The organism is Streptococcus hongkongensis, from assembly GCF_053206145.1.
In genome coordinates this window covers 57989-83340 of sequence record NZ_JBRUGD010000009.1, presented here as the reverse complement: position 1 = coordinate 83340, position 25352 = coordinate 57989, and the positions used below count along the sequence as shown (strand labels likewise).

Below are 25352 nucleotides of genomic sequence, written 5' to 3'. Positions count from 1 at the left end.
GATGACAGTTGGAATTCAGTTAATTCTTGCTTTAGTTTCTATAGCGACAGCATTTGTAATATTACGAAGCATACGAAAGTCTAACTTACAAATTGAAGAAAGTTTCTTTTGGTTATTATTTTCCTTAGTGTTACTCATTTTTGCAATATTACCTAATCTTATTATTATTTTAGCAGAAGCAGTAGGCTTTCAATCTCCGGCAAATTTTGTATTTTTGATAATTATCTTTATGCTAGTTGTTAACCAATACCGTTTAACAAAAAAAGTTTCAAAAAATGAAGTGAAATTAAAAAATCTTATTCAATATATTGCATTATTTAATAAGGAAAATGAGAAAAATGATGACTAAAATAAGTAACTATCAAAGAACATTTTTTTGGAATATGATGGGAAGTCTTTCAAGTGCTGTAATTTCAGTTGTACTCTTGATAGTAGTAACTCGGTTTTTACCCTCATTAGATTCAGATCGTTATGTTTTTGCTTACTCGCTTGCCAATTTATTGGTAGTGATTGGCTTATTTCAAGTTAGGAATTTTCAAGCAACTGATATTGGAGAAAAATATTCATTTACTGAATATTTTTTCTCTCGTATAGTTTCTTGTGCTTTGATGATAATTGCTGTTATTATTTATTTGGTTTTAAGTCATTACGATTCAGATAAAGTGCAGGTAATTTTTTATGTGACTCTCTATCGTTTATCGGACGCTATATCGGATCTTTTTCAAGGATTATTTCAACAACATGAAAGATTAGATATCGCTGGGAAATCACTCACATTTCGAAATAGTATTATTTTTCTTATCTTTGCACTGACTGTTACTTTTAGTAAAGATCTTCTACTAGGTCTTAAACTATTATGTCTCAGTTCATATTTATTTATTGTTTTATATGACTTTGGTTATTCTCTTACCTTTGAAACTATAAAGATTTCTAATTTACTTAAGAAAAATACAGTAATGAATGCTTTTCAATTAATGCGAGAAAGTCTTCCCTTGTTTATTAATGGTTTTTTAATTATTTATATTTATAATCAAGCCAAATATTCCCTTGAAACAATGACCAATATTGGAAAAATTGCCCAAGGGTCACAGACAATTTTTAATATTCTATTTATGCCAGCTTTCGTTATGAATTTAATGATGCTCTTTTTTAGACCTGTTATCACGGAGATGGCAATAGCAATTACAAAAAAACATAACAAAGTATTGATAACATTACAAAAGCGACTCTTTATAAATCTTTTTATTTTGAGTCTTTTAATCCTACTTGTTAGCTTTGTATTGGGGATTCCTTTTTTAAATTTATTATATGGTGTAGAGTTGGAGAACTATCACATTTCATTTATGTTAATTATGTTAGCTGGATCGATAGGGAGTTTTGCAACAGCTATTGATAATATTATGACTGCCATGAGACAACAAAAATTATTATTATTTCCTTATTTTGGCGCATTTATTTTTTCACTGCTCGTTACCAATTATTTGGTTACACAGTTACAAATATTTGGCGCTTCACTAAGTTTTGTTTTGACAATGTTAGTGTGGTTAATATTGTCGCTTGTCACTTTCCAATTGGTAAAAAGGAGAAATAATGCAATTATTTAATAATTTTTTTAAAACGAAAGATCCCTTACATACAAAGGTATTAGGTATTTTAGCGACCTTATTATTTATTTTAGGTATTTCTTCTGTCTTTGTTAGACAACCAACTAGCTGGTATGATGAAGAGATTCACTATGTTCGTAGCATACAGATTGCCAATGGTGATATTTTAAGAACTATTAAGGGAAATCCAACTAAATACGGTGGTAATATTTCGGTGCATCAAAATGAGTTTGTGGATCAGGCGTTCAGAAATAAGTTGTTTGATAAAAAGATCCAGTCTATTGACCTAAATTGGGAAGATAATTATAATCGTCTAAGTTATACTGAAAAAATGGTTTATAGGATAAGTGTGACGGCAGTTAACTATATGCCTTTCCAATATTTTCCTTTTGTAAGTGTCGCTTATCTTAATCACTATCTCAAATTTAATGTTGCTACTGAATTTATAGCAATGAAAATCGCTGGTTTTCTTGTTTCCTTCACTCTTATCTTACTAGCTGTCAGAAAATTACCATTTGGGAAAATGACTTTATTGTTAATAACATTAGCACCTCCCTATTTTTTGAGTATTTCGAGTATTACTGCTGACAGTTTTGTATTCGGAATTATTCCTCTCTTTTTAGCTTATACATTTGCTATTTTTTATCAAGTTATTAACGGTGAAAGAATTTCTAATAAAGAATTAGCAATCTATAGTTGTGTTGCTTTAGCATTAACGCTAGCTAAGCCACCGGCATGTTTGCTAGTTTCACTCATTTTATTTATAATATTTTTTGGCTATAGAAGTAAATCAGTTTCTATTAAACAGATAATCTATTTGCTATTTCTTATTCTTTCATTGGCCTTTATTACTTTGTTATGGCTTTATATTGTTAGAGATGTAGATGGGCGTGCTTATTTTGGTGTCGTAGCAGACACAGGTAAACAGATTTCATTTATTCAGCATCAACCTTTTAGAGCATTTCGTATCTTCTTTAAGGAAATATCGAATTATAATTTTTTAAGTATGCAACTTGGCTATGCAGATCAACCATATTATATGTTATTGCCAATTTTACCATCATTTTTTTATCTAGTCGCTATTTTTACAAGTATCTTTATTGGAGAAGAAAGTTTACAAGAAAGTTGCAAAAAAATACCAGTTTTTTTATTTAATAGCTATAAAATTATCCTATTTTTGATTATTCTGTTAATAACTTTTGCTATACTTTACTTACAATTTAACCCTGTTGCTTCAGACACTATTGGTGGGGTTCAACCAAGGTATTTTTTACCATATTGGATGCTTGTTGTCTCTATTTTCCCTACAAAAATAACTTTGAGTAAATCTTATGTAATAGGGACTGTACTTGCAGGTTGCGTTCCAATTCTTTATTATATTATTTTTATGTTTTATCAATTATAAGGATTATCATCATGAAAAAATCATCCCAATCTAAGCCGTATTTTCTCTTTGCTGGAGCAATTTTGACAAGTTTTATAGTTGCACATACAACTTCAGTGAGTGCTGATACTTCATATAGTACAACTCAGCCATTAGTCGCGTCTAATTCAACGTCACAAGTACAATTAGCAAATAATGGAAGTAGTAATATAACTTCAACTACTACTGGGGTTAGCTCGCTACAAAGTGAAGCAACTAGTGGGCATACTCAAAGTCCATCTAGCACTGTAAATGAAGCGACACTTGTAACAGATTCATCAACACCGCAAGAGAAATCTTCCGTAGGCTCAACAACTTTGGGGCAAGCCAATCAAGTTAGCATAGCAACTAGTCAATACAATACATTAGCTCTATCCTCAACTTCCCCAGTTGTTATGACAAAACCTGTTGTTAATTATTCGTCACATGTTAAAAATATTGGTTGGCAAGCACCAGTTACAGATAGTATGACTAGTGGCACCACTGGCAAAGCACTTCAAGTAGAGGCAATTAATATTTCGCTAGATCAACTGACTTATGGAAATATATCTTACTCGACATTTGTAACAGGTAAAGGTTGGCAAGTGCCTTCAACTGCTGGTCAAATTAATGGGACGACTGGTCAGGCAAGAGCTATTCAAGCTATTCAACTTAATTTAACTGGTGAATTGGCATCCTATTATGATATTTATTATAGAGCACATATTTCCGATTACGGTTGGCTTGATTGGGCGAAGAATGGACAAAAGGCTGGAAGTGAAGGACTCTCTGCTAATCTTGAAGCTTATGAAGTGAAGATTTTAGAGAAGACCACAGCTGTCATTCTACCATCAAAAAACTATTTTATTTCGAATAGTAAACCAATCTTGTCTTATCAAACTCACGTAGAGACAATTGGTTGGCAAACACCAGTCTCAGAAGGGCAGTTAGCTGGAACAACTGGTCAGGCCAAACAAGTTGAAGCTATCAAATTCTTTTTAGACACAACTGAATACGGAGATATTTTGTATAGGGCGCATGTTCAAAATGAGGGTTGGCAAAATTATGTTTCTAGTGGCTCTCTAAGTGGTACGACTGGCAAAGCAGAACAAATTGAAGCTATTCAAATTAAATTGACGGGTTCTTTAGCTGACAGGTATAGCGTTAAATACCGTGTTCACGTTCAAGATATTGGTTGGCAAACTTGGGTTTATGATGATAATGTAGCTGGAACAGTAGGGCTATCAAAGCAAATTGAAGCAATTGAAGTTTACCTTGTGGATAGAGTTACAAAACCAGTAGGTCTTTCCGCTTCACAGGGTAACTATTCAGTTATTAATAAAGTTATTTATTTGGATGCTGGACATGGTGGCTATGATCCAGGCGCAAGCTACTTCAATCAAAATGAAAAAACCTTAAATCTTCAGATGCAATCTTTAGTTAAGTCAAAATTAGAGGCTGCAGGTTACAAGGTTGTGACAACAAGAACCGAGGATACGTTTGTTGATTTACTGCCAAGATCAGAAAAAGCAAATCAATCATTAGCAGATATATTTGTAAGCATTCACTTCAATGCCTCGCCATCAAGTGCTGCAAATGGAATTGAAACTTATTATTATGAGTATTATGAGGATTATCCATCTCGGATTAATGATAGTTATCATAATGATCCAGAGTGCTTATCACGGAGTTCAGATTTAGCAAATGCTATTCAGATTGCTACTGTCTTAAAAACTGGCGCAAAAAATAATGGGGTTCTTAGAAATACGTTTGCTGTCCTTAGGGAAACAACAGCACCAGCCGTGCTTCTTGAATTAGGGTATATGTCAAACCAAACTGAGTTCCAAAGAATTAACGCAAGTGCCTACCAAGAGAAGTTAGCACAAGGTGTCGTATCAGGAATTCTATCTTATTATAAAACTTACTCTGTCTAGGATTAAGGTTTTAAAAAGCTTAATTAGGTAAAGCTATTTTAAGCTTTTTTTGATATAATAGAATGGAAAAAGTTATGAGGTGAAATATGCAATATCAAACATTGTTAGACAGATTTATAAAATATGTCAAAGTAAATACACGGAGTAATCCTGATTCTACCACCACACCAAGTACAGAAACTCAAGTTGCTTTTGCTTTAAATGTTCTTAAACCTGAAATGGAAGCAATCGGCTTAAGTGATGTTCATTACATCAAAGAAAATGGCTATCTTGTAGGGACATTACCAGCAACTAGTGACAAATTAACACGTAAAATTGGCTTTATTGCTCACATGGATACAGCAGATTTTAATGCTGAAAATGTTAACCCGCAAATTATTAAAGATTATCAAGGTGGAGAGATTAAACTTGGTCAATCAGGTTATGCACTGGTTCCAGATGAATTTCCAAATTTAACGAATTATATTGGCCAAACATTGATAACTACAGACGGGACTACTTTACTTGGTTCAGATGATAAGTCTGGCATTGCTGAAATCATGACAGCTGTTGAGTATTTAGTTGCTCATCCAACTATTGAACATTGTGAAATTCGTGTAGCCTTTGGGCCAGATGAAGAAATTGGTGTTGGTGCAGATAAATTTGATGTCGAAGACTTTGATGTTGATTTTGCCTACACCGTAGATGGTGGCCCGCTTGGTGAATTGCAATATGAAACCTTCAGCGCGGCAGCCTTAGATCTCAAATTTATGGGTCGTAACGTCCATCCTGGTACAGCCAAAGGACAAATGGTTAATGCTTTGCAATTGGCCATTGATTTTCATAATCAATTGCCAGAGGCAGATAGACCTGAAAAAACAGATGGTTACCAAGGCTTTTATCACTTACATGGGATGTCTGGAAGTGTTGAAGAAGCTGAAAGTTCGTATATCATTAGAGATTTTGAAGACGCTGCTTTTGAAGCAAGAAAAGCTGAAGTACAAGCAATTGCTGATAGAATGAACCAAGAGCTTGGAGCAGAGCGAGTAATTCTTACCTTGACTGATCAATACTATAATATGAAAAAAGTCATTGAAAAGGACATGACACCAATTACTTTGGCTCAAACAGTAATGGAAAAATTATCAATTACACCTATTATTGAACCAATTCGTGGTGGAACAGATGGCTCGAAAATTTCCTTTATGGGAATTCCGACGCCAAACCTTTTTGCAGGTGGTGAAAATATGCATGGTCGTTTTGAGTTTGTCAGTCTCCAAACCATGGAACAAGCGGTAGATGTGATTATTGGGATTGTGCAAGAGGCATAGTTGCCATACATAAAATGGAGGTAGATAATGATAAAAATTTTTGGAAAGATTAGATATCATTGGCAGCCAGAGTTATCCTTTTCTATTATTTATTGGTCCATAGCTTTTGTACCAATATTTATTGGTCTGTCACTCTTGTATGAGCAGACAAATATTCCTAGTCAAGTTTTTGTCCTGTTTGCTATATTTATTATCTTAGTTGGAATTGGATTACATCGATACTTTATCATAGATGATAAAGGGGGAGTGCTAAGGATTGTATCTTTAAAACTAATGGGTCCCCATCGAATTCACATCGTAGATATAAAAAAAATAGAAGTGACTAAATCAACAATTACTATTTTTGCGCGTGGGAAACAACACTTATTTTATATGCGTAAATGGCCAAAAAAATATTTCTTGGATGATTTAGTTGTTAACCCTAATTTTAAAGGTGAAGTCATTTTAGTAGATAACTTTATCAACTTGGATTACTTCGAATTTTATAAGGATGACAAAAAGCCTCTTACTGGATTGTAAGGGCTTTGGTTGGACATGATTTTACAGCTAAAATGGTGTCCTTATCTTGAGAATCAATTTCAAGCTGATGGCTATCAGAGCTTGAAATTTTGACGATACCATCATCATGGTAGTCAAAGATAGGTGAGTAGGTTTGGCAAAGCCCACAGGCAATGCATTTTTCGGGAATAATAGATACTTTCATAGTATTATTTTAATATGAATTTGTTAATTTAACAAGGGGGATAAACATGGCTAAAGAACCATGGGATGAAAAAATAGTAAAAGATTCGAGAGAGTCAAGAACGCGGCATGCAAGAAATGCATTACTTAGCACACCTTGGTTAACTGCTCTTTTGAGTGTTTTCTTCGTTATTATTGTTGCTATTCTATTTGTTTTTTTCTATACATCAAATAGTGGTGGAAATAAACAAAATGATACTGTTGGTTTTTATGGGGCATCAACAGCAAAATCTAGTAAAAATACAACAAGTACTAACAAAGAAAATAACAGTAAAACTACGAAAGAATCAACATCATCAACTAGTACAGGTGCTAGTTCTTCGAGTTCTAGTTCGAGCTCAAGCGCAGCAGGTCAAACAATTGTTGTACAACCAGGAGAAGGAGCCGCATCAATTGCTGCTAGAGCTGGTATAAGTATCGCAGAGCTTCAGGCCTTAAATCCTGATCATATGACACAGGGATACTGGTATGCTAATCCCGGTGATGCCGTTATTATTAAGTAGTCAAAGAGGAAATTATGAAAGCCATTAGAATTGCAATTGATGGCCCAGCTTCAAGTGGAAAAAGTACTGTAGCCAAGATTATTGCAAAAAATCTTGGCTATACTTATTTGGATACTGGTGCTATGTATCGATGTGCGACTTATATCGCATTAAAAAATAACTACACTGAAAAAAATGTCAATCTCATCCTAGATAAGCTTGCCATAACACCAATTTCATTTAAGAAAGCCGAAGATGGTAGTCAAAAAGTATTTCTTGGGAACCAAGATGTGACGTTAGATATCAGACAAAATGATGTGACAAACAATGTATCTTGGGTCTCTGCTATTTCTGAAATTCGTGAAGAATTAGTAAAGCAACAAAGACGAATCGCAGAAGCTGGAGCCATTATTATGGATGGACGTGATATTGGAACAGTTGTTCTCCCTGATGCGGAGTTGAAGATATTTTTAATTGCATCTGTTGATGAGCGTGCTCAGAGACGTTATAAAGAAAACATTGAAAAAGGTATTGAAACGGATCTCGTTTTATTGAAAGAAGAGATTGAAGCAAGAGATTATAAAGATAGTCATCGCAAAGTTTCACCACTGAAAGCAGCACAGGATGCTATTGTTTTTGATACAACTGGAATCGGTATAGCGGGGGTTGTTGAATTTATTCAAGAAAAAGCTAAAAAAGTAATTGACATGTAATAACTACTATGATATCATAGTAACAATGAGAAAAGCAGAAGTGAGAGCTTCTCGCCTTGCGACTTAGGTTGTCTGGCCCTACATGTCAAATCCTTTTGGATATAATGTGTGCGGGCCTGATTTATCAGGCTCGCTTTCGTTTTTCTCTAAAAAAATAAAGAGGTGAAGATCATAGCTAAAAAAGATCTATTCATTAATGACGAGATTCGCGTTCGTGAAGTTCGTCTAGTTGGTCTAGAAGGTGAACAATTAGGTATTAAACCATTGTCTGAAGCTCAAGCACTTGCTGATTCTTCAAATGTTGATTTGGTTTTAATCCAGCCACAAGCTGTTCCTCCGGTTGCCAAGATTATGGACTATGGAAAGTTCAAATTTGAGTATCAAAAGAAACAGAAAGAACAACGCAAAAAACAAAGCGTTGTTACCGTTAAAGAAGTACGTCTTAGTCCTGTTATTGATAAAGGTGACTTTGAAACAAAACTTCGTAACGGCCGTAAGTTCCTTGAAAAAGGAAACAAGGTTAAAGTTTCTATCCGCTTCAAAGGGCGTATGATTACTCATAAAGAGATTGGTGCAAAGGTTCTAGCTGAATTTGCTGAAGCAACTCAAGATATTTCTATAATTGAGCAAAGAGCAAAAATGGATGGTCGCCAAATGTTTATGCAACTTGCACCGATTACCGACAAGAAATAATTGTCATTGTTATATACTAAGTTAAGAGGAGAATACTAAAATGCCAAAACAAAAAACTCACCGCGCATCAGCTAAACGTTTTAAACGTACAGGTTCTGGTGGTTTGAAACGCTTCCGCGCCTTCACATCACACCGTTTCCACGGAAAAACTAAAAAACAACGTCGTCATCTTCGTAAAGCTACAATGGTAAGTTCAGGAGATTTCAAACGTATTAAAGCAATGCTTACTGGTCTTAAATAAGATACCCGTAGCATTTACTAGATTTATTAGAATTATTTGGAGGAAATATAAATGGCTCGTGTTAAAGGTGGAGTTGTTGCACGTAAACGTCGTAAACGTGTATTAAAATTAGCAAAAGGTTACTATGGAGCAAAACATATCTTGTTCCGTACTGCAAAAGAACAAGTAATGAATTCTTATTACTATGCATACCGTGACCGTCGTCAAAAGAAACGTGACTTCCGTAAATTATGGATTACACGTATCAACGCAGCTGCTCGTATGAATGGTTTGTCTTACTCACAATTAATGCATGGTTTAAAACTTGCTGAAATTGAAGTTAACCGTAAAATGCTTGCTGATTTAGCAGTTAATGATGCTGCTGGATTTACAGCTCTTGCTGATGCAGCAAAAAACAAACTTGGTAAATAAAACACTTTAAAACTGATAGCGTGCTATCAGTTTTTTTGTATTTCTTTCTATAGAATGAATAATTGAATAAGAGACAAAATCAATCGTTCAATTCTTAATTAAAATTGGACTTGTATCCAATTTGTTTTTACTATCGACTGTTCGTGAAAGGAAGGTTTCAGCCTCAGAGGTTAACACCGTAAATCGTTTCACAAATAAAGAAATTTATGAAGAATCAGGGCCTAAAGATTTATCAGCTAATTTAACCGGAAGACAATTAATGGTATTTTATCAAAAAACTTAGGGTATCTTTATTATTTATAATAGATAAGAAAGTTATATAAAGAATAAGAAATGAAAGGTAGGTAACTTGAAACAGCCTATTTGCTCTCCAGAACATGATTAATTAGGCTTAAGGCAATTGATTTTGTCATTGCTCTAAACTAAAAACAGAATGATGCTAATCATTCTGTTTTTAGTTTAGTATTGTCTTTTTCTGAGGTTGCATTCTCGTTACTAGATGAAGAAGTTGGTGTTGGGATGTCAGTACCTACTGCACCATCAGGATATAAATCTAAGTAAGAAGGAGCTTTAAATAAGTCTAGACTTGATTTCCCATCTCGTTTATCATAGAGACTTGTTGATTTATTACCGAGTTTTTTCTCAATTGCTTTCATTTGCTTTAATTGTTTTGTATAAACAAATTTAGAAATATCAACTGTTTTTAAGCCATTTTTCTTGTCAAAACGTAATAAATCACCTGTTTGTACAGCATCACTGACAGATAATTGTTTGGTAATGGCTTCGCGTATCTGTTTAGTCTTTTCAAGAGTTACTTCATCTGGATTAGTGATTTCCTCACCTGTTTTAGTGTTATATAAACGGCCACTATAATTTGTAAAATCAGGTGTCATGTATGTTCCGCTAGTTCTTTGGGCAACAATTTGTTTATTTTGAGGTGATAGTAAGTCTTGACCTAATTGGACATATTTTTTCGTATCAATTCCTAAAACATGCAATAAAGTAGGTAGAGCATCAATTTCCCCACCAAAGGTTTGTTTAACCCCACCATCTTTAAAACCAGGAATATGAATCATATAAGGAACACGCTGTAACATAGCATTATCATACTCTGACCAAGTTTCAGGATTTTTACCAAGTAATTTGGCTAAGCTGGTGTTACGAGAGTTTGAAATACCATAATGATCTCCATATAATACAATGATAGAATTATCGTAAAGACCAGAAGCTTTTAAGTAATCAAAGAAGGATTTAACGGAAGCATCCAAATAGTTTGCGGTTGCAAAATAACCATTGATTGTTTCGTCGTCAGTCTTAGCTAATGGGAAACCTTCTTCCTTTTTTTCCCCTTTTAAGCTGGTGTATGGGTAATGATTACTTACTGTAATAAATTTAGTATAGAAGGGCTGTTGCATTCTTTCCAAGTAAGGAATAGAGTCTTTGAACATGTATTTATCATTAAGACCGTATTGGAAAGAATTGCTTTTGTTTTGCTTTTGGAAGTAATTAGAATCAAAGAAATAATTGTAACCCCATTGTTTGTAAGCATTGTTTCTATTCCAGAAAGTACCTACATTACCATGAAAAACAGCACTTGAATAGCCACCGTTTTGGGCTAAAATATTTGGTGCGGCAAATTGAGTATTGTCCCCACCATAGTTAACCATAAATGAGCCACTATTTAGTCCAAAGAGGGAATTTTCCATCATTGTTTCTGCATCAGATGTTTTACCTGCTTTTACTTGGTGGAAAAAATTGGAGAAGGAAAGTGTTGAATTGGAGTGGTAAAGTGAATTTAAAAAAGGTGTGACTTCGTATTCTTTATTTTCTGATTTTAATTTATAGTCAATGACAAATTGTTGGAAACTTTCAAGGTGAATAACGATAACATTCTTACCTTTAGCAATTCCAAAATATTTTGAATCTGGAGCGGCATAGTGCTCACCAACATATTTTTTGACATTAACCAATTCTTTAGCAGTAGCACCATTTCGCTCTTTTTGAGCCTGATAAGTTTGATTACCACTGTAGATGGTAAACGCAGGTAGTCCTAATGCTCTAACGACATATGTGTTAGAAAAACCACGTGTTAATAGTTCAGGCCTATCAATTTCAGCCATGAATAAATTAATAGAGGCAAAGAGTAATGATAAAGCTGAAATAGCAAAAGATGCTCTTTTGTTAAAAGGACGATTATCAAGGCGTATTTTTTTTCTTGAAAAGAGATAACCTAACATTATGAAATCAATAATGAAGACAATATCCCAAATACGAAGTAAGTTTAAGGCAGAATCTCCTAGTCCAGCAGAAACTTTACTGGAGGCTAACATAGCACTTACAGTGATGAAGTCGGAAAATTCTCGGTAATAAATAGCATTAGCTATGAGAAGCAAATTCAATGCGATATAAATTATCCAAGAAACACTATAAAAGGCTTTTGTATTTTTTATATAAAGAGAGCATCCAATTAATAATAAAGCTAAGGGAATTGGATTTATTATCGTTAGGAGAACCTGGTAAAAATTACCAAGATCTAAACTAAAGTCGGTATTGTAGGCCCAAAGTGTTTTGAGCCAATAAATGAAAACAAGGATAATAATGAATCCCAGTCGCGTGCTTATAAAATTTGATAAAAGTGTTTTAAATTTATTCACAGTAAGAACTTCCTCGTTTATTTTCCACGATTTAAATTTTCAGTAGAATAATGTAATAAAGCATAGCTATGCTAGCTAAAATTTTTCTTAAACCTTATGGTTTACGTACCAAACAATATAGTACACTAGTAGGCTTAAGATATGCTTAACTTAAAAATTTAAATAGTCATTTTTTACTAAGCATGAAATCTCAAATTAAATTATAACAAAAAATAGAGTCTTATGCTCATCCTAAGTTCAAATTTAGTATGAATTTTAGTGATAATTTGTTATAATATAGATTATGAATAAACTCTATATTAATTCTTTTGTTGAAAAGAAGTTAGCAACAGGAGTGCAATTGCTAGATGAAAAAGATTTTTCATCTATAAATGGACGGGATCAATTGGTAACTTTATATAGTAAGTCGAATCGTAAAATTGGTATTGCCTACCTATCCAAGCAAAATAAAGGTATTGGATGGTTTTTAGGTAAGGGTCTAGATCAGTTAAGTTCGACTTATTTTGAACAACTGCTAAAAAATGCCAAAGAAAAAAGATCAAACTATTACAAAACAGATGAAACGACAGCCTATCGTGTTTTTAATCAAGAAGGAGATCAATTTGGTGGTCTAACTATCGATATTTATGCTGACTATGCTCTTTTTTCTTGGTATAATTTATTTGTTTATCAGCATAAGGATTTGATAATAACAGCTTTTCAGAAAATTTTTCCTGAAATTCGTGGTACCTATGAAAAAATTCGTTTTAAAGGATTGGATTATGAATCGAATCATTTATATGGTGAGTTAGCTCCAGATACTTTTATCATTAAGGAGAACTCTATTAATTACGAGATTTTTCTTAATGATGGATTAATGACTGGTATTTTTCTAGATCAGCATGCTGTTAGATTAGGTTTAGCAACAGGACAAGCAACTGGCAAGTCTGTCTTAAATTTGTTTTCTTATACTGCTGCCTTTTCTGTAGCAGCAGCAGTTGGTGGAGCTAAAGAAACAACTTCCGTTGATTTGGCTAAACGCTCTAGAGAATTGTCATTAGCTCACTTTAATGCGAATGCTATTAGCACTGAAAACCATCATTTTCTTGTGATGGATGTTTTTGATTATTTTAGATATGCTAAGCGAAAAGGCTTAAATTTTGATATAATAGTGATTGACCCACCAAGTTTTGCTAGAAATAAGAAACAGACTTTTTCAGTTGCAAAAGATTATCATAAGTTAATTGCAGGAGCTTTAGAAGTATTAAATCCTAAGGGTCAGATTATTGCATCGACAAATGCATCTAATCTGAGTGTAGAGCAATTCAAAAAACAGATACTTAAAGGATTTGGAAATAGAAAGCCATTAACAATGAGCTTACAACAACTTCCTAAAGATTTTACAGTTAATCAATCAGATGAAAGAAGTAATTATTTAAAGGTATTTACAATAAAGGTACGAGAATGAAAATAGTAGCTCCAATAATGCCAAGTAGTTTTGAAGAGGCGCGTGAAATAGATGTCTCTAAGTTTGATGGTGCAGATTTAATTGAATGGCGCGCAGATTTTCTTCCTAAAGAGGAAATTATGACCGTCGCGCCTGCTATTTTTGAAAAATTTTCTGGTCGAGAAATTATTTTTACTTTACGGACGAGTCGTGAAGGCGGCAAGATTGATCTTGAAAATCAAGATTACATTGATTTAATTAAAGAAATTAATGCGATCTATAATCCAGATTTTATTGATTTTGAGTATTTTTCACATAAGGAAGTTTTTAACCAATTACTTGATTTCCCAAATTTGGTATTATCCTATCATAATTTTGAGGAAACACCAGAAAATTTAATGGAATCTTTTTCAGAAATGACAAAATTAGCACCACGTGTTGTGAAGATTGCTGTTATGCCCAAAAGTGAACAAGATGTTCTGGACTTAATGAACTATACTAGAGGATTTAAAGCATTAAATCCTGAGCAAACTTTTGCAACAATGTCTATGGGGAAATTAGGAAGACTTTCTCGTTTGGCTGGTGATGTTATTGGATCATCTTGGACATTTGTTTCAATGGATCAGCTAAGTGCACCAGGTCAGGTTTCTTTATCAGATATGAAAAAAGTAAGAAGTATTTTAGAAGCCGATAATTAAGTGAATCAAGAGCGTTATTCTAGTTATTAAACTAAAATAATGCTTTTTTAGTGAAAGGAGGAGTATGCGATACTTAACAGCAGGAGAATCTCATGGCAGCCAATTAACTGCAATACTTGAGGGGGTGCCCTCAGGTTTAACACTCAGTGAAGGGATGATTAATCAGGAGTTAAAAAGAAGACAAGGTGGTTATGGACGTGGCGCAAGAATGTCTATTGAAAATGATCACGTCATTATATCTTCAGGTGTTAGGCATGGACGGACTACAGGTGCTCCTATAACCTTAACGGTTCAGAATAAAGACCATCAAAAGTGGCTTGATATCATGGCAATAACTGAGGTTGATGACAAGATCAAGTTGAAACGCCGAGTCAAGCATCCAAGACCAGGACATGCTGACCTAGTAGGTGGGATTAAATATGGCTTTGCAGATTTAAGGGATGCATTGGAGAGGTCATCAGCTCGTGAAACGACGATGCGAGTTGCAGTGGGAGCTATCGCAAAACAAATTCTAACAGAGTTAGATATTGCTCTTATGAATCACATTCTTGTTTTTGGAGGTAAAAAGATTGATATTCCCTCATCACTTACTTTTTGTGATTTGCAACAGGCTGCTAGAGAATCTGACTTGTCTATTGTCAATAAAGAACAAGAAGATGAGATTAGAGTCTATATTGATCAGGTCAAGAAAGAGGGCAATACAATTGGTGGTGTTGTTGAGACGATTGTTACGGGGATTCCTGCAGGATTAGGATCATATGTCCAATGGGATAAAAAGTTAGATGGGAAATTAGCTCAGGCTGTTTTATCAATTAACGCCTTTAAAGGGGTGGAATTTGGTCTGGGGTTCGATATGGCTAATCTAAAAGGTTCTGAGGTTATGGACCCAATTCAATGGTCTAAAGAAACAGGCTATCGTCGTCAGTCAAATCATTTAGGCGGTTTTGAAGGAGGGATAACAAATGGAGAAGACCTCATCATAAAGGGTGTTATGAAGCCTATACCGACTTTATACAAGCCCTTAATGTCTGTAGATATTGATAGCCATGAGCCATATAAAGCAACTGTAGAACGATCTGATCCGACAGCATTACCAGCTGCAGGTGTTGTAATGGAACATGTTGTTGCCACGGTCTTAGCCACTGAAATATTAGAACACTTTACTTCTGATACCATGGACCAATTGAAAGTAGCTTTCAATGACTATAAAGATTATGTTGACAGTTATTAAAAGACAAAGGTATCATAGATATGATATGATTAAGACAATATAACTAAAAGGAGAATACGAATGTCACAAGAAATATATGACTATGCTAATAAAATTGAAAGAGCTTTAAGAGCACTTCCTGAGTATAAAAAAGTAGAATCAGCAAAAGATGCTATCAAAGGAGACAGCGATGCGAATAGCCTTTTTGATGACTTTATTCAAATGCAAGAAAAAATTCAATCAATGATGCAATCAGGTCAAATGCCGAGTCCTGAAGAACAGACTGCTATTCAAGAATTAAGCCAAAAAATAGAAGCAAATAACTTATTAAAAGCTTATTTTGATGCCCAACAAGCATTGTCTGTTTATGTGACTGATTTAGAACGTATTATTTTCACACCACTTAAAGATTTACTTTAAGCTAATCTGCTCAAAAAACTTAGAATCTCTAATGATTCTAAGTTTTTTTCTGCAATTTTATTTGTTGAGGCGAATTTTGAAATATGTTACATTATTATCAGAAAGTAATTAGGTATGTATTATGAAAACATATGATTATATTGTTATTGGTGGTGGCAGTGCTGGAATTGCGTCAGCAAATAGAGCGGCCAGTCACGGTACTAAAGTGTTATTGATTGAGGCTTCAGAGATTGGTGGTACTTGTGTTAATCTTGGCTGTGTTCCTAAAAAAGTGATGTGGTATGGCGCACAAGTCGCAGATACCATTCAAACCTATGCCCTTGATTATGGGTTCACATTATCATCTATTGACTTTGATTTTGCAACTTTAAAAGCTAATAGGCAAGCCTATATTGAGCGTATACATCAATCTTATCAAAGAGGTTTTAAAGCAACAGGTGTTGAACAAATCTATGCTTACGCAAACTTCATTGATGCCCATACCATTCAAGCAGGTGGGGAAACCTATACAGCACCTCACATTCTGATTGCGACGGGTGGTCATCCAATTATTCCTAAAGATATTCCAGGAGCTGAATTAGGGATAACTTCTGATGGCTTCTTTGCCTTAGATAGGATTCCTAAACGAACTGCCATTATTGGTGCTGGCTATATTGCTGTGGAAATTGCTGGCGTTCTGAATGCACTTGGTTCTGAAACACACTTACTTGTTCGTCATGATCGTCCACTAAGGACCTTTGATAAAGATATTGTTTCTAGTTTGGTGGAAGAAATGGCAGAGTCTGGTATAGAACTTCATCGGGAAACAGAGGTAGCAAGCTTATATAAAAACGATGACAAGTCGATTTTATTGACGAAGAAAGATGGTAGTCAATTAGTCGTTGATCAAGTTATCTGGGCAATTGGTCGCAAACCTAATACAAGTGGATTTGGTTTAGAAAATACGGGCGTAGCATTAAATGATAAAGGCTTTATCAAAACGGATGCCTATGAAAACACTTCAGTTGACGGTGTTTATGCTGTAGGGGATATCAATGGTAAATTAGCCTTAACGCCAGTTGCAGTTGCCGCTGGACGACGCTTATCAGAAAGACTCTTTAATGGTAAGGCTGACGAAAAATTAGATTATTCGACGGTTCCAACAGTTATTTTCAGCCACCCTGCAATGGGCTCAGTTGGTTTGACAGAAGATGAAGCTAAAGATACCTTTGGACAAGAAAACATTAAGGTTTATCAGTCTAGTTTTACTTCTATGTATACAGCTGTCACTGACCATCGTCAAATTTGCAAGATGAAATTAGTGACCCAAGGGGAAGATGAAAAAATAGTTGGACTTCATGGTATAGGTTACGGCGTTGATGAAATGATTCAAGGGTTTGCTGTTGCTATCAAAATGGGCGCGACCAAAGCTGACTTTGACAATACAGTAGCCATTCATCCAACAGGTTCAGAAGAATTTGTCACGATGAGATAGAAAAAAGCCGGTCAAGATTGATCGGCTTTTAAGGTGTTTGTTTGTAACCAATAGTTGCGGACTTGAGAAATAAAATAGAGTGAGCCTGTAACGACGTAGAGATCGCTAGTGGATTGACTAGCAGTCAACCAAGTTCTAAAATCAGCCACCCGTAAGTATTTTTCAGGATAGCTTTCTAATTGCTCAGCTTCAGGAAAATCAAAATGGGTAACAGAAATCTCAAAATCAGCCAAGATATCGAGTAATTCAACTAACGGTTTGCGATGCAGACCAGCAAAAAGAATATGAATTTTTCGGTGACTAAAATTAGTTACAAGTAATTCTTTTAATTTTAAGATAGAGTCTTGATTATGCGCTCCATCTAAAATGAGATTGTCCGTCAAAAATTCTGTTCGCCCTGGCCATTTTACCTGAGCTAAGGTTTGAGGAATCATGTCAGACTGTATCTTAGGGAATTCTTTTTGTAATAGCAGAGCTGTCATGATTGCTAAACTTGCATTGTCCTGTTGGTGCTGACCAAGCAGTTGAAGAGAAAGGCCCTTTATAGATTGATTATGCCAGTGAAAATCAAAGTGATTGTTGTAAGAATCAATGGAGAAGGCTTTGCCTAAGGCATAAAGTTTACTTCGGTGATTAGTGACTTCTTGTTCAAAAATTTGGCTTGCGCTAGCATCCAATCTGCCCAAAATCACATACTCATGACCTTTTATCACACCAGCCTTATGCTGTGCGATACTTTTTATTGTCTGACCAAGTTTTTCTTGGTGGTCAAGACTTATTGAGGGACACACAACAGCTAGGGCTTGAAAGACATTAGTGGCATCACTTTTTCCCCCAATTCCTGCTTCAATGATGGCAAGATCAACAGGGGCTATATTAGCAAAATAAATGAACATCAAAAGCGTAACAACTTCAAATTCTGTCGGGCGGTTCCACTGTGTCTTTAGAGGGAGTTCTTGAATGAGAGGTTTTAAGAGTTGAACAGCTTGAATTAAAGCTTTATCAGGAATGTCATGACTGTCAATGGCGATGCGTTCGTTGAATCGCGTAATAAAGGGTGAGGTGAAACTTCCTGTTTTATAGCCGGCTTGAGAAAAGAGACTTCTCAGATAAGCAGTAACGGAGCCTTTTCCATTAGTTCCAACAACATGGATAGCAGGAAATTTTGTTTGCGGGTTACCTAGCTCTTGCAAGAGCCAATGCATTAAGTCTAAGTCAACCTTGCGACCATTGGCTTTAAAACTATGAATCCAATTGATTGCTTCTTGAATGGTCATCAGCAGCCTCCTTTTATTACAAAATTGACAAAAGTCAAGTCTGAGCAGCTACTCAGACTTGGTGATTATTGTGAGCTGGTACTTGTATTAGTTTCACTTGGAACCGTTGCTTGACTAGACGGAGAGGATTGGTGATTGTCAGAATTACCAGTTGTTGTAGTATTAGATTGGTTTGTTTCAATTGAACTACTTGGGAGAGTTGGACTTGGATTATTAGGTTGTTCAGTAGTACTAGATTGTTTACTGGTTTCTTTCTCAATTATTTTAACAATTGTTGAGCTAGAATCTTGTGAATTTTTATCTTTTGAGTTGGCATCTTGAGGATGTAAGGTTCTTGTAATCGTAATAGTAGCAACAATTATTGATAAAATCCCCCCAACTAGTGCAATCGTTTTTTGAAGAGCAGACAAACCAGTAGCGATATGTTTGGTAGGGACAGATTTTTTATTGGGATTTTTATTTTTGCGAGAATAATTTGATGACATCATAACTCCTTATATTTAATAAATTTTAGTTTCTAACAAGTCAAGTAACTTTAAAATTAAAAAGTTCACTTAATAGTATAAGCTTCAAAAAATACTACGTCAACCATTTACAGTGATGTGAGTCACTTAAAATATGGAGTAAATTTTTCTTTAATTGGCTGGTTCTGTTATTTAGCGTATTTTGTGTTAAAATAGAGACATTGATTATTTTAGGAAGTGACGCATGATATATTTTGATAATGCTGCAACGACAATGCCTGATCCTCAAGCTCTAAGAACTTATCAGGAAGTTGCAAGTAAAATTTATGGTAATCCCTCTAGTCTACACCAGCTTGGTACAAATGCTAGTCGTATTTTACAAGCCTCGCGTAAACAAATTGCGGATTTATTAGCTTGTAGTGAACAAGAGATTGTATTTACCTCGGGCGGAACGGAGAGTGATAATTGGGCATTAAAAGGCTTGGCTTTTGAAAAAGCTAACTTTGGCAAGCACATTATTATTTCAGCTATTGAGCATCCCGCTGTTAGTGAAAGTGCAAAATGGCTAGAAGAACAAGGCTTCTCTATTTCACGTGTACCTGTAACTAAAGAGGGGATTGTTGACGTCAATCAGTTAGCATCTTTAATTCGCAAAGATACCATTTTAGTATCCATTATGGCTGTGAATAATGAAATTGGTTCTATTCAACCTATCAAAGCTATTTCAGAACTATTAGCTGATAAGCCAGGCATTGCCTTTCACGTCGATGCTGTTCAGGCAATTGGTAAGCTACCAACCCAAGAGTTCCTGACTGACCGTGTCGATTTTGCCTCTTTTTCTGGGCATAAGTTTCATGCAGTTCGTGGTGTAGGGTTTCTTTATATCAAATCTGGAAAAAGACTTAGTCCATTATTAAATGGTGGCGGTCAGGAAAAAGGGCTACGGTCAACAACTGAAAATCTTCCTGCGATTGCCAGTATGGCCAAGGCGCTCCGTCTTGTAAAAGAGCATGAAGAAGTGACTATTAAGAAAATTTCAGTCATGAAAAAGGTCTTATTTGAGGCTATTTCGGACTATGAAGATGTTACTATGTTTTCAGGTATTGATGAATTCGTACCAAATATTCTTACTTTTGGAATAAAAGGTGTCCGTGGAGAAGTTTTAGTCCATGCATTTGAGAATCATGATATTTACATTTCGACAACTAGTGCCTGCTCTTCAAAGGCTGGAAAACCAGCGGGGACTTTAATTGCTATGGGAGTTCCGTTACAGTCTGCTCAGACTGCAGTTCGCATCAGTTTAGATGATGATAATGATATGGGGCAGGTTGAACAATTTTTAACTATCTTTAAACAGATTTATGATAAAACACAGAAAGTTAGATAATATGCAATACTCAGAAATTATGGTTAGACATGGCGAATTGTCAACCAAAGGAAAAAATCGCATGCGCTTTATTAACAAATTAAAGCGTAATATTCAGGATGTTCTTTCCATCTATCCAGAAATTAAGGTTCATTCTGATAGAGATAGAACACACGTCTTTTTAAATGGAACAGCATATGAGCCGGTAATTGAAGCATTAAAGCATGTTTTTGGAATTCAAGCACTTTCTCCTGTCTACAAAGTGGAAAAGAGTGTGCCAGTACTCATTGAATCCGTTCAGCAAATTATGACAGGTCTTTATTTTGAGGGCATGACCTTCAAAATTTCTGGTAAGCGCAGCGATCACAATTTTGAATTAGACAGTACTGAATTAAATCGAACTTTAGGTGGTGCTGTTTTTGAGGTTTTACCAAATATTCAAGCGCAAATGAAAAAACCAGATGTTAATTTGAAAGTTGAGATTCGTGATGAAGCAGCTTATATTTCATATGAAGACATTAAAGGTGCTGGTGGCCTTCCAGTAGGTACATCAGGAAAAGGGATGCTGATGCTTTCTGGAGGTATTGATTCCCCAGTTGCTGGCTACTTAGCATTGAAACGTGGTGTCGAAATTGAGGCAGTTCACTTTGCTAGTCCGCCTTATACAAGTCCTGGTGCTTTGAAAAAAGCACAAGAGTTAACACGTCGCCTAGTGAGATTTGGTGGCAATATTCAATTTATTGAAGTGCCGTTCACAGAAATCCAAGAGGAAATTAAAGATAAAGCTCCAGAAGCTTACCTGATGACCTTAACGCGTCGTTTTATGATGCGGATTACAGATGCCATCCGTGCCAGTCGTAGTGGCTTAGTTATTATTAATGGTGAAAGCCTTGGACAAGTTGCAAGTCAGACCTTGGAAAGCATGCAAGCCATTAATGCTGTAACATCAACTCCAGTCATTAGACCAGTTGTTACAATGGATAAATTAGAAATTATTGATATTGCACAAGCCATTGATACCTTTGATATTTCAATTCAACCATTTGAAGATTGTTGTACAATTTTTGCGCCAGATCGTCCTAAAACTAACCCTAAGTTAAAAAATGTTGAAAAGTATGAAGAACGTTTTGATATTGAAGGATTAGTTGCGCGTGCAGTAGCCGGCATTAGAGTTACTGAAATTGGACCAGAGCAAACAAGTGATGAAATGTCTGATTTGATTGATGTTCTTTTATAACATGAAAAAGTAATCTTTTTTACGAAAGGATTGCTTTTCTTCTATCTATGAAAGGGATTTCGAATATGATATACTATTGGGGTAAAGAGGTGGTGATGTAATGGATCAAAACAAGCTGATACGTAAACTTATTTATTATGTTTTAGTAGTAATTGTGTCGATATTAATTTTTGGTTTAATTTACGATTTTTTGAGTTTTAGGAAACATGATACACAGTCCTCAACTAAAGAATCTAAGACAAAAACAGCCCAAATTGTTGCAAATGGAGATATCCTTATCCACGATGGCTTATATATGAGTGCTGAAACACAAGCTGGTCATTATGATTTCAATCCTTATTTTGAATTTGTCAAAGAGCGTATTAGCCGTGCAGATTTAGCTATCGGTGATTACGAAGGAACAATTAGTCCGGACTATCCACTTGCCGGCTATCCTTTATTTAATGCGCCAAGAGAAATCGCTAGTGCAATAAAGGAAACTGGCTATGACGTTGTTGATTTAGCACATAACCATATTTTAGACTCTGGCTTAGCCGGTGCAATTAATACAAAAAACACATTTAAAAAACTTGGCATTGATAGTATCGGGATATACAGCAAGGACCGATCAAAGGAAAATTTTCTGATCAAAAATGTGAATGGCATCAAAATAGCTATTTTAGGTTATTCGTACGGTTATAATGGGATGGAAGCCAACTTAACAAAAACAGAGTATGACAAACATATGTCTGATTTTGATGAAAAGAAAATAAAAGCTGACATTCAAAAGGCTGAAAAGATAGCAGATATTACAATAGTCATGCCACAAGATGGTGTTGAATATGCATTACAGCCAACCGATAAACAAAAAGAACTGTATCAAAATATGGTGACATGGGGGGCGGATATTATTTTTGGAGGACACCCACATGTCGTAGAACCTGCTCAAGTTATCAAAAAAGGTAAAGATAAAAAGTTTATTATATATTCTATGGGTAATTTTATATCCAATCAGCGTTTAGAAACTGTAGATGACATATGGACTGAACGTGGTCTTTTAATGGATGTTACAATTAGTAAAACTGGAAAGAAAACAACAATAAAAACCGTTAAAGCTCATCCGACAATGGTAATTGCAAAAGAACGAGGTGTTGTTGGTAAAGACGGATATGAGTTATATAATTATCGAACCTTAGTTTTAGAGGATTTTATTAAGGGAGGAAAATATCGGAAAAAAATTGATAAGGTGACACAAGAAAAAGTAGACGTTGCTTATAAAGAAATGGTTGATCATGTTAATTTGAAATGGTAAATTATTTAATAAAAAAATCTCAAAATACTTGCTAAATAATAATGGTATTGCTATAATAGTAATGTTGACTAAGTGCACATCCTGTGCAACCGCACGAAAATCGTATATAAGTAGATAACTATCTCACGATAACTGGCGAGTCTTCACAGAGGGAAACCTCACAACAAATTTATAGGAGGTGCATCATGAGCACATACGCAATCATCAAAACTGGTGGAAAACAAGTTAAAGTTGAAGTAGGTCAAGCTATCTATGTTGAGAAAATCAACGCTGAAGCTGGAGCAGAAGTAACATTTAACGAAGTTGTTCTTGTCGGTGGTGACAAAACTGTAGTTGGTACTCCAGTTGTTGAAGGAGCTACTGTAGTTGGAACTGTTGAAAAACAAGGAAAACAAAAGAAAGTTGTAACTTTCAAGTATAAACCTAAAAAAGGTAGCCACCGTAAACAAGGTCATCGTCAACCTTACACTAAAGTTGTCATCAACGCAATCAACGCTTAATTTTATGTCATGATAAAAGCAATTTTTACTCGTCAAAAGGATGGTTCATTGAGCAGTGCAACACTGACAGGCCACGCTGGCAGTGGTGAATTTGGCTTTGATATCGTTTGCGCTTCGGTTAGTACACTTGCAATTAACTTTATTAATTCGCTGGAGGTTCTTGCTGATATTCAAGCAGATATAAAAATGAATAACGTTGAAGGTGGATATATGAAAATTTCTATTCCACATGACAATCAGGAGAAAGTTCAACTGTTATTTGAATCTTTTCTTCTGGGAATGACTACCTTGTCTGAAGACTCTTCTGAGTTTGTGAAGACAAAAGTCATCTAAATTTATATAAGAGAGGAAACAACATTATGTTAAAAATGAATCTTGCTAACTTGCAACTTTTCGCCCACAAAAAAGGTGGAGGTTCTACATCAAATGGTCGTGACTCACAAGCAAAACGTCTTGGAGCTAAAGCTGCTGATGGTCAAACTGTATCAGGTGGATCAATTCTTTTCCGTCAACGCGGAACTCATATCTACCCAGGTGTGAACGTTGGTCGTGGTGGAGACGATACACTTTTTGCAAAAGTTGAAGGTGTTGTACGTTTTGAACGTAAAGGTCGTGACAAACGTCAAGTATCTGTATACCCAGTTGCTAAATAATGCATACTAAATAGAAAAGTCTTCTGTCTAACAGAGGCTTTTTTCTTTAGTAATCTAATGTGTCTGTGATAGTGAAAATGGTGACTAATAAAGAGATTGCTAACGTTAATAATGATATCATCTACTAAAGCGTTAGTTATTTAGTCAAAACAAAAAGTCTCTAATATCATGTTTACGCTAGTAAGACTAATGACCCTTTTTTTGATATAATAGGGTAATTAGATAAAGGAACAGTATAAATGAACATTCAACAATTACGTTATGTAGTAGCTATAGCAAATAACGGAACTTTTCGTGAAGCTGCTAATAAATTATATGTTAGTCAACCCAGTTTATCTGTCTCTATTCGAGATCTAGAAGAAGAACTGGGGTTTCAAATCTTTACAAGAACGAGTACTGGTACGGTTTTAACAAGTCAAGGATTGATGTTTTACGAAAAAGCGTTAGAAGTTGTCAAATCTTTTGATAGCTTTGAAAAACAATTTTCACAGTCTGATTTGGATCAAAATGAATTTTCTGTAGCTAGTCAGCATTATGATTTTCTAGCACCATTAATGACAACTTTTGCAACTGAAGCTAAAGACCATAAAGTATTACGGATTTTCGAGACAACGACAATTAAAATTCTAGATGAGGTTGCTCAAGGGGATAGTGAAATAGGAATTATTTATTTGAATGCTCAGAATCGTAAGGGACTATTTCAACGAATGGAAAAGCTGAGCTTAGAATACGTCAATATCATTCCATTTCAAACTCATATTTATATCAGAAAAGACCATCCTTTGGCAGGCTTTGCTAATTTAAAGTTAGAAGATTTAAATGGCTTTCCAGTTGTCAAATTTACCCAAGAAAAAGATGACTATTTGTACTATTCTGAGAATTTTGTTAATGCTAATCAAACAAATTTGATTTATAATGTTACAGACAGAGCTACATTAAATGGCATTTTAGAACGCACAGATGCATTTGCGACTGGTTCTGGATTTTTAGATCAAAGTAGTGTGAATGGGATCAAGGTCATTCCTTTGGTTAATCATATTGAAAATGAAATGATTTATATCAAACGCAAAGATAAGAATCTTTCTTCTACAGCATTACGTTTTGTTGGGTTATTACAAGACTATTTTAAACAAGAAAAAGAAAGTTAAGGA

At 35.0% G+C, this 25352-nt stretch carries 27 protein-coding genes and 2 other annotated features; of the genes, 23 read left to right on the top strand and 4 right to left on the bottom strand.

Annotated features, from left to right (window positions below):
* Window position 1: 1 nt before the first annotated feature.
* The 6 genes from ACVRZD_RS07095 (at window position 2) to ACVRZD_RS07070 (ending at window position 6769) form a co-directional block, all read left to right on the top strand.
* Entirely contained in the window at window positions 2-349 is a 348-nt protein-coding gene (locus ACVRZD_RS07095; protein WP_037625833.1) for a DUF2304 domain-containing protein, read from the top strand.
* Window positions 339-1604, top strand: coding sequence for a lipopolysaccharide biosynthesis protein (locus ACVRZD_RS07090; protein ID WP_037625831.1), 1266 nt, complete (start codon window positions 339-341; stop codon window positions 1602-1604). Before ACVRZD_RS07095 ends, ACVRZD_RS07090 begins: the two co-directional genes overlap by 11 nt.
* Window positions 1591-3009 (top strand): DUF2142 domain-containing protein, encoded by a 1419-nt coding sequence (locus ACVRZD_RS07085; RefSeq protein WP_037625829.1) that lies wholly within the window; start codon window positions 1591-1593, stop codon window positions 3007-3009. Before ACVRZD_RS07090 ends, ACVRZD_RS07085 begins: the two co-directional genes overlap by 14 nt.
* An 11-nt stretch (window positions 3010-3020) precedes the next feature.
* Window positions 3021-4940, top strand: a complete 1920-nt coding sequence (locus tag ACVRZD_RS07080; protein WP_037625826.1) for an N-acetylmuramoyl-L-alanine amidase — start codon at window positions 3021-3023, stop codon at window positions 4938-4940.
* A gap of 86 nt (window positions 4941-5026) precedes the next feature.
* A complete protein-coding gene (gene pepT, locus ACVRZD_RS07075) occupies window positions 5027-6250 on the top strand; it encodes a peptidase T (protein WP_447450384.1) in 1224 nt (407 codons plus the stop codon).
* Between the two features lie 27 nt (window positions 6251-6277).
* A complete protein-coding gene (locus ACVRZD_RS07070) occupies window positions 6278-6769 on the top strand; it encodes an EbsA family protein (protein ID WP_037625824.1) in 492 nt (163 codons plus the stop codon).
* On the opposite strand, the gene ACVRZD_RS07065 is transcribed toward ACVRZD_RS07070, so the two are convergent.
* The gene (locus ACVRZD_RS07065; RefSeq protein WP_037625822.1) at window positions 6756-6953 is read right to left on the bottom strand and encodes a ferredoxin; all 198 of its coding nucleotides are present in this window, start codon (window positions 6951-6953) and stop codon (window positions 6756-6758) included. The genes ACVRZD_RS07070 and ACVRZD_RS07065 overlap by 14 nt on opposite strands.
* Window positions 6954-6999: 46 nt before the next feature.
* On the opposite strand from ACVRZD_RS07065, the gene ACVRZD_RS07060 reads away from it, so the two are divergent.
* From ACVRZD_RS07060 to rplT, 5 genes are all read left to right on the top strand, one after another.
* Window positions 7000-7494 carry an SAG1386/EF1546 family surface-associated protein gene (locus tag ACVRZD_RS07060; protein WP_037625820.1) on the top strand — a complete coding sequence of 165 codons (495 nt, stop codon included), beginning with the start codon at window positions 7000-7002 and terminating at the stop codon, window positions 7492-7494.
* Window positions 7495-7508: 14 nt separating this feature from the next.
* A complete protein-coding gene (gene cmk, locus ACVRZD_RS07055; protein WP_037625818.1) occupies window positions 7509-8186 on the top strand; it encodes a (d)CMP kinase in 678 nt (225 codons plus the stop codon).
* A gap of 26 nt (window positions 8187-8212) precedes the next feature.
* Window positions 8213-8334 (top strand) — a sequence feature (ribosomal protein L20 leader region).
* A gap of 14 nt (window positions 8335-8348) precedes the next feature.
* Window positions 8349-8879, top strand: a complete 531-nt coding sequence (gene infC, locus ACVRZD_RS07050) for a translation initiation factor IF-3 (RefSeq protein WP_037625815.1) — start codon at window positions 8349-8351, stop codon at window positions 8877-8879.
* Window positions 8880-8919: 40 nt separating this feature from the next.
* Window positions 8920-9120 carry a 50S ribosomal protein L35 gene (gene rpmI, locus ACVRZD_RS07045; RefSeq protein ID WP_003099936.1) on the top strand — a complete coding sequence of 67 codons (201 nt, stop codon included), beginning with the start codon at window positions 8920-8922 and terminating at the stop codon, window positions 9118-9120.
* Between the two features lie 51 nt (window positions 9121-9171).
* The gene (rplT, locus tag ACVRZD_RS07040; RefSeq protein WP_037625813.1) at window positions 9172-9531 is read left to right on the top strand and encodes a 50S ribosomal protein L20; all 360 of its coding nucleotides are present in this window, start codon (window positions 9172-9174) and stop codon (window positions 9529-9531) included.
* Between the two features lie 443 nt (window positions 9532-9974).
* Here rplT and ACVRZD_RS07035 read toward each other — a convergent pair whose 3' ends face one another.
* Window positions 9975-12185 carry an LTA synthase family protein gene (locus ACVRZD_RS07035; RefSeq protein WP_037625811.1) on the bottom strand — a complete coding sequence of 737 codons (2211 nt, stop codon included), beginning with the start codon at window positions 12183-12185 and terminating at the stop codon, window positions 9975-9977.
* A gap of 283 nt (window positions 12186-12468) precedes the next feature.
* Here ACVRZD_RS07035 and ACVRZD_RS07030 point away from each other — a divergent pair, with 283 nt between their 5' ends.
* The 5 genes from ACVRZD_RS07030 to gorA all read left to right on the top strand — a co-directional run bounded on the left by ACVRZD_RS07030 (window position 12469) and on the right by gorA (window position 17413).
* Complete coding sequence (locus ACVRZD_RS07030; protein WP_037625808.1) at window positions 12469-13632, top strand: class I SAM-dependent rRNA methyltransferase; 1164 nt, start codon at window positions 12469-12471, stop codon at window positions 13630-13632.
* Window positions 13629-14309, top strand: coding sequence for a type I 3-dehydroquinate dehydratase (gene aroD, locus ACVRZD_RS07025; RefSeq protein ID WP_037625807.1), 681 nt, complete (start codon window positions 13629-13631; stop codon window positions 14307-14309). Before ACVRZD_RS07030 ends, aroD begins: the two co-directional genes overlap by 4 nt.
* 64 nt (window positions 14310-14373) lie before the next feature.
* The gene (gene aroC / locus ACVRZD_RS07020; protein WP_447450383.1) at window positions 14374-15540 is read left to right on the top strand and encodes a chorismate synthase; all 1167 of its coding nucleotides are present in this window, start codon (window positions 14374-14376) and stop codon (window positions 15538-15540) included.
* Between the two features lie 60 nt (window positions 15541-15600).
* Window positions 15601-15939 carry a YlbF/YmcA family competence regulator gene (locus ACVRZD_RS07015; RefSeq protein ID WP_037625806.1) on the top strand — a complete coding sequence of 113 codons (339 nt, stop codon included), beginning with the start codon at window positions 15601-15603 and terminating at the stop codon, window positions 15937-15939.
* Between the two features lie 118 nt (window positions 15940-16057).
* Entirely contained in the window at window positions 16058-17413 is a 1356-nt protein-coding gene (gorA, locus tag ACVRZD_RS07010; RefSeq protein WP_198777472.1) for a glutathione-disulfide reductase, read from the top strand.
* 11 nt (window positions 17414-17424) lie between these two features.
* Here gorA and ACVRZD_RS07005 read toward each other — a convergent pair whose 3' ends face one another.
* Window positions 17425-18690: a bifunctional folylpolyglutamate synthase/dihydrofolate synthase gene (locus ACVRZD_RS07005; protein WP_037625803.1), complete on the bottom strand. Its 1266-nt coding sequence runs from the start codon at window positions 18688-18690 to the stop codon at window positions 17425-17427.
* A gap of 65 nt (window positions 18691-18755) precedes the next feature.
* The gene (locus ACVRZD_RS07000; protein WP_037625801.1) at window positions 18756-19175 is read right to left on the bottom strand and encodes a DUF6556 family protein; all 420 of its coding nucleotides are present in this window, start codon (window positions 19173-19175) and stop codon (window positions 18756-18758) included.
* A gap of 223 nt (window positions 19176-19398) precedes the next feature.
* On the opposite strand from ACVRZD_RS07000, the gene ACVRZD_RS06995 reads away from it, so the two are divergent.
* The 7 genes from ACVRZD_RS06995 to ACVRZD_RS06965 all read left to right on the top strand — a co-directional run bounded on the left by ACVRZD_RS06995 (window position 19399) and on the right by ACVRZD_RS06965 (window position 25349).
* Complete coding sequence (locus tag ACVRZD_RS06995; RefSeq protein WP_447450382.1) at window positions 19399-20541, top strand: cysteine desulfurase family protein; 1143 nt, start codon at window positions 19399-19401, stop codon at window positions 20539-20541.
* A gap of 1 nt (window position 20542) precedes the next feature.
* Window positions 20543-21757, top strand: a complete 1215-nt coding sequence (thiI, locus tag ACVRZD_RS06990; protein ID WP_037625859.1) for a tRNA uracil 4-sulfurtransferase ThiI — start codon at window positions 20543-20545, stop codon at window positions 21755-21757.
* Window positions 21758-21857: 100 nt separating this feature from the next.
* Window positions 21858-23048 carry a CapA family protein gene (locus ACVRZD_RS06985; protein ID WP_037625799.1) on the top strand — a complete coding sequence of 397 codons (1191 nt, stop codon included), beginning with the start codon at window positions 21858-21860 and terminating at the stop codon, window positions 23046-23048.
* Window positions 23049-23125: 77 nt separating this feature from the next.
* Window positions 23126-23201 (top strand) — a sequence feature (ribosomal protein L21 leader region).
* A gap of 32 nt (window positions 23202-23233) precedes the next feature.
* Window positions 23234-23548, top strand: coding sequence for a 50S ribosomal protein L21 (gene rplU, locus ACVRZD_RS06980; protein WP_037594814.1), 315 nt, complete (start codon window positions 23234-23236; stop codon window positions 23546-23548).
* Window positions 23549-23557: 9 nt separating this feature from the next.
* A complete protein-coding gene (locus ACVRZD_RS06975; RefSeq protein ID WP_037625797.1) occupies window positions 23558-23881 on the top strand; it encodes a ribosomal-processing cysteine protease Prp in 324 nt (107 codons plus the stop codon).
* Window positions 23882-23907: 26 nt separating this feature from the next.
* Window positions 23908-24201, top strand: coding sequence for a 50S ribosomal protein L27 (rpmA, locus tag ACVRZD_RS06970; RefSeq protein ID WP_003082817.1), 294 nt, complete (start codon window positions 23908-23910; stop codon window positions 24199-24201).
* Window positions 24202-24440: 239 nt separating this feature from the next.
* The gene (locus tag ACVRZD_RS06965; RefSeq protein WP_037625794.1) at window positions 24441-25349 is read left to right on the top strand and encodes a LysR family transcriptional regulator; all 909 of its coding nucleotides are present in this window, start codon (window positions 24441-24443) and stop codon (window positions 25347-25349) included.
* Window positions 25350-25352 lie beyond the last annotated feature (3 nt).